Annotated in this window: 5 protein-coding genes and 2 tRNA genes; all 7 read left to right on the top strand. The window is 68.9% G+C overall.

Annotated elements, in window-relative coordinates; translation table 11 throughout:
- Positions 1-363 (top strand): OpgC domain-containing protein (gene opgC, locus C5O18_RS08025; protein WP_162495441.1); only part of this gene is annotated, 363 nt, incomplete at its 5' end.
- Between the two features lie 144 nt (positions 364-507).
- Positions 508-583: transfer RNA gene (locus C5O18_RS08030), tRNA-Ala, on the top strand.
- Between the two features lie 4 nt (positions 584-587).
- Positions 588-663: transfer RNA gene (locus C5O18_RS08035), tRNA-Glu, on the top strand.
- A gap of 95 nt (positions 664-758) precedes the next feature.
- Positions 759-1,211 carry a hypothetical protein gene (locus tag C5O18_RS08040; RefSeq protein ID WP_146089289.1) on the top strand — a complete coding sequence of 151 codons (453 nt, stop codon included), beginning with the start codon at positions 759-761 and terminating at the stop codon, positions 1,209-1,211.
- Positions 1,212-1,379: 168 nt separating this feature from the next.
- Entirely contained in the window at positions 1,380-2,042 is a 663-nt protein-coding gene (gene trhA, locus C5O18_RS08045; protein WP_206389802.1) for a PAQR family membrane homeostasis protein TrhA, read from the top strand.
- 93 nt (positions 2,043-2,135) lie between these two features.
- Complete coding sequence (locus C5O18_RS08050; protein ID WP_105193002.1) at positions 2,136-2,504, top strand: phosphopantetheine adenylyltransferase; 369 nt, start codon at positions 2,136-2,138, stop codon at positions 2,502-2,504.
- Positions 2,505-2,549: 45 nt separating this feature from the next.
- Positions 2,550-2,942, top strand: a complete 393-nt coding sequence (locus tag C5O18_RS08055) for an acyl-CoA thioesterase (RefSeq protein WP_105193012.1) — start codon at positions 2,550-2,552, stop codon at positions 2,940-2,942.
- Positions 2,943-3,031 lie beyond the last annotated feature (89 nt).

Below are 3,031 nucleotides of genomic sequence, written 5' to 3' on the forward strand. Positions count from 1 at the left end.
AACGAGATGCTCAACCTGCTGTTCGACAAGTGGCAGCTGGGGCCGCTGCGCCTGGTCAACCTGGCCGCGCTGGTGGTGCTGGCCATGCACTACGGTCCCGCGCTGGCCCGGCGCCTGCCGCGCATGCACTGGCTGGAAACGCTGGGCGCGGCTTCGCTGACGGTGTTCTGCGCGCACCTGGTGCTGGTGCTGGTCTTGCTGGGCTTGCTCGGCGCCGATTACGAGCGCGCCTGGAGCGCCGATCTGCTGCTGCTGTCGGCCTGCCTGCTGGTGCTCTACGGGGTGGCGCGCGCCCGGCTCTGGATCAAGCGCGACGGCGCGTTGCTGTCCGGCCTGCTGATGCCGCGCTCGCTGTCATCGTGAGCAGGTTGCCGGCGGCTTGAGCGGATGACCGCCGTGCTGCCGGAAATTGCAGCGTTCGCGCCAGCCTCGCCTTGACACTGCCGGTGGCGGATTCCTACCATCCGCGCCGCAGTCACGGCCTCTGGCACGGGCTGCCGGCAGTCTGGGGCTATAGCTCAGCTGGGAGAGCGCTACAATGGCATTGTAGAGGTCAGCGGTTCGATCCCGCTTAGCTCCACCAGATTGTCCCCATCGTCTAGAGGCCTAGGACATCGCCCTTTCACGGCGGTAACCGGGGTTCGAATCCCCGTGGGGACGCCAAATGCAGTACCAAAGACCCGCCACCATTGGCGGGTCTTTTGCTTTCCGGGCATCCGATATCATCACGCTGTCAGGGCATTGATGGAGCGGGCGGCATGTCAGCCAGCACGGCGGTGAAACAGGGGATGGCCATCCGGCGCGGCGTGACCGCCGCCATGCTGCTGGCGCAGGCCGCGGCGGCCGGCGCGGCGGACATGAAGACGGCGCTGTCCGCCTGTCGTGCCGAGCCGGCGGAGGAGGCGAGGCTGGCCTGCTATGACGCCATCGTCATCGCCGACGCCGCGACCGCCGCGCCGCTGGCCAGCTGGCACGGCCGCAACGGCACCGACAGCTTCGCCTTCACGGCCTCCGCCGGCGACCGGCTGGTGATCAGCCATGATGACGTGGTGCTGGTCGGTGCGCTCAAGGATGCCGCCGGGCATCTGCTGGAGAACCTGCACCAGGCCGGGCGCGGCAGCTTCACGGTGCCGTTCCGGGCCGCCGGCGACTACCAGCTCTCGCTGTCGGCGACCGGCAGCTGGACGGCAAGGCTGGAAGGCGGGCACTGACCGCGCCGCCCGCCGGCGCCGATCCGATGGACGGCGCAGCGAAAACCGCGGCTGCCCTGTCGTAACGGAAGACCCTCCTGGGCGACAATGCCGGCATTGCCGACGCACGTTTGCGTGCCGTCGGCCCGGCGCCTGCGCGCCGGCATGCCCGCACGCCAGGAGCCCGTCATGACCCATGCCCCCCAAGCCGCCGGCTACAGCATCGAGGAAGAGATCGCCAATGCGGTCAGCCACGGCCTGGCCATGGCCGCGGCCATCGTCGCCACCACGCTGATGCTGGTGAAGGGGCTGCCGGTGCTCGATGTCCCCCAGCTCATCGGCGTCGCCGTCTACGGCGCCAGCCTGGTGCTGCTGTTCCTGTGCTCCACGCTCTACCACAGCATCACCCACCTGCCGAGCAAGGCGGTGCTCAAGCGCCTGGACCACTGCGCGATCTACCTGCTGATCGCCGGCACCTACACGCCGTTCCTCATGGTCACCCTGGCCGGCACCACCACCGCGCAGGTGCTGCTGTGGGCGATCTGGGGCATCGCGCTGGCCGGCGTGCTGTTCAAGATCTGGTTCATCCACCGTTTCAGGCGCATGTCGCTGGTCGCCTACCTGCTCATGGGCTGGCTGTCCATGGTGATGATCGCGGACCTCTGGCAGGCGCTGGCCCGGCCCGGTTTCTGGCTGCTGCTCGCCGGCGGCCTCTGCTTCACGCTCGGCGCCGGCTTCTACGCCGCCAAGCAGTACCGCTACACCCACGCCATCTGGCATGCCTTCGTGGTCGCCGGCGCCGCCTGCCACTGCGTGGCGATCGGCGTCTACGTGATTCCCGGAGCGGCCTGAGCAGGGCGGCGCCGCGCTTGTCCGCCGGAGGCATCGACAGGCGCGCGCACGGCGGTCATGCTTCCGCCACGTCGCCATCCGCGGAGCACGGCCATGACCGAGACCCTGACCACCCTGGTGCTGATCGCCGTCGGCCTGCTGCACCTGCTGCCGGTGGCCGGCGTGTTCGGCGCGCGTCAGCTCGACCGCCTCTACGGCGTGTCCACCGCCAGCCCCAGCATGCAGCTGCTGCTGCGCCACCGTGCCGCCCTGTTCGGTATCGTCGGCGGTTTGCTGCTGCTGGCCGCCGCCGATCACGCGCTGCGTCCGGTCGCCTTCGCCGTCGGCGGCTTCAGCCTGGCCAGCTACCTGCTGCTGGCGGCGCTGACACCGGGATACAACGCGCACCTGGGGCGCGTCGTGGTCATCGACCAGGTCGCGCTGGGCGCGCTGTTCGGTGTCTGGCTGCTGGGCCGTTTCTGATTTCCGCGGCCGGCCCGGGCCGGCCTTCGTCATGCCGAGGTACCGATGTTCACCGCTGTCGTCACTCCCCGTTTCTACGAGACCGATGCCTTCGGTCACATCAACAACACCGTGATCACCGGCTGGTTCGAGACCGCCCGCGAGCCGATCTTCCGCATATTCTCGCCGCAGATGGATGCCCGTGGCATGAACCTGATCCTGGCCCGGGTCGAGGTCGACTACGTGGCGCAGACCCATTACGGTCACGAGGTCGAACTGCGCACCGGCATCGAGCGCATCGGCAATGCCTCGTTCACGGTCTGGCACGAGGCCTGGCAGGGCGGGGTGCTGTGCGCGCGCGGCAAGGCGGTGCAGGTCTATTTCGACTGGGAGACGCAGAAGTCCGGGCCGCTGCCCGAGCGTTTCCGCACCGCACTGGCCGGGCACCTGCGCGACTGAGGCCGGGCGGCGCTGCCGGGACGCCTTTGCGGTTGTGCTACTTCGGAAGCAATGACAGCGTGACGGACAGCTGCTAGTCTCATGGGCAG

Source organism: Amnimonas aquatica (assembly GCF_002943415.1).
GTDB classification, from domain to species: Bacteria; Pseudomonadota; Gammaproteobacteria; order Pseudomonadales; family Moraxellaceae; genus Perlucidibaca; species Perlucidibaca aquatica_A.

Bases quoted from the DNA above. Each gene is read 5' to 3' on its own strand.
- C5O18_RS08040 (WP_146089289.1), top strand. From the start codon at position 759: ATGTCAGCCAGCACGGCGGTGAAACAGGGGATGGCCATCCGGCGCGGC.
- trhA (WP_206389802.1), top strand. From the start codon at position 1,380: ATGACCCATGCCCCCCAAGCCGCCGGCTACAGCATCGAGGAAGAGATC.
- C5O18_RS08050 (WP_105193002.1), top strand. From the start codon at position 2,136: ATGACCGAGACCCTGACCACCCTGGTGCTGATCGCCGTCGGCCTGCTG.
- C5O18_RS08055 (WP_105193012.1), top strand. From the start codon at position 2,550: ATGTTCACCGCTGTCGTCACTCCCCGTTTCTACGAGACCGATGCCTTC.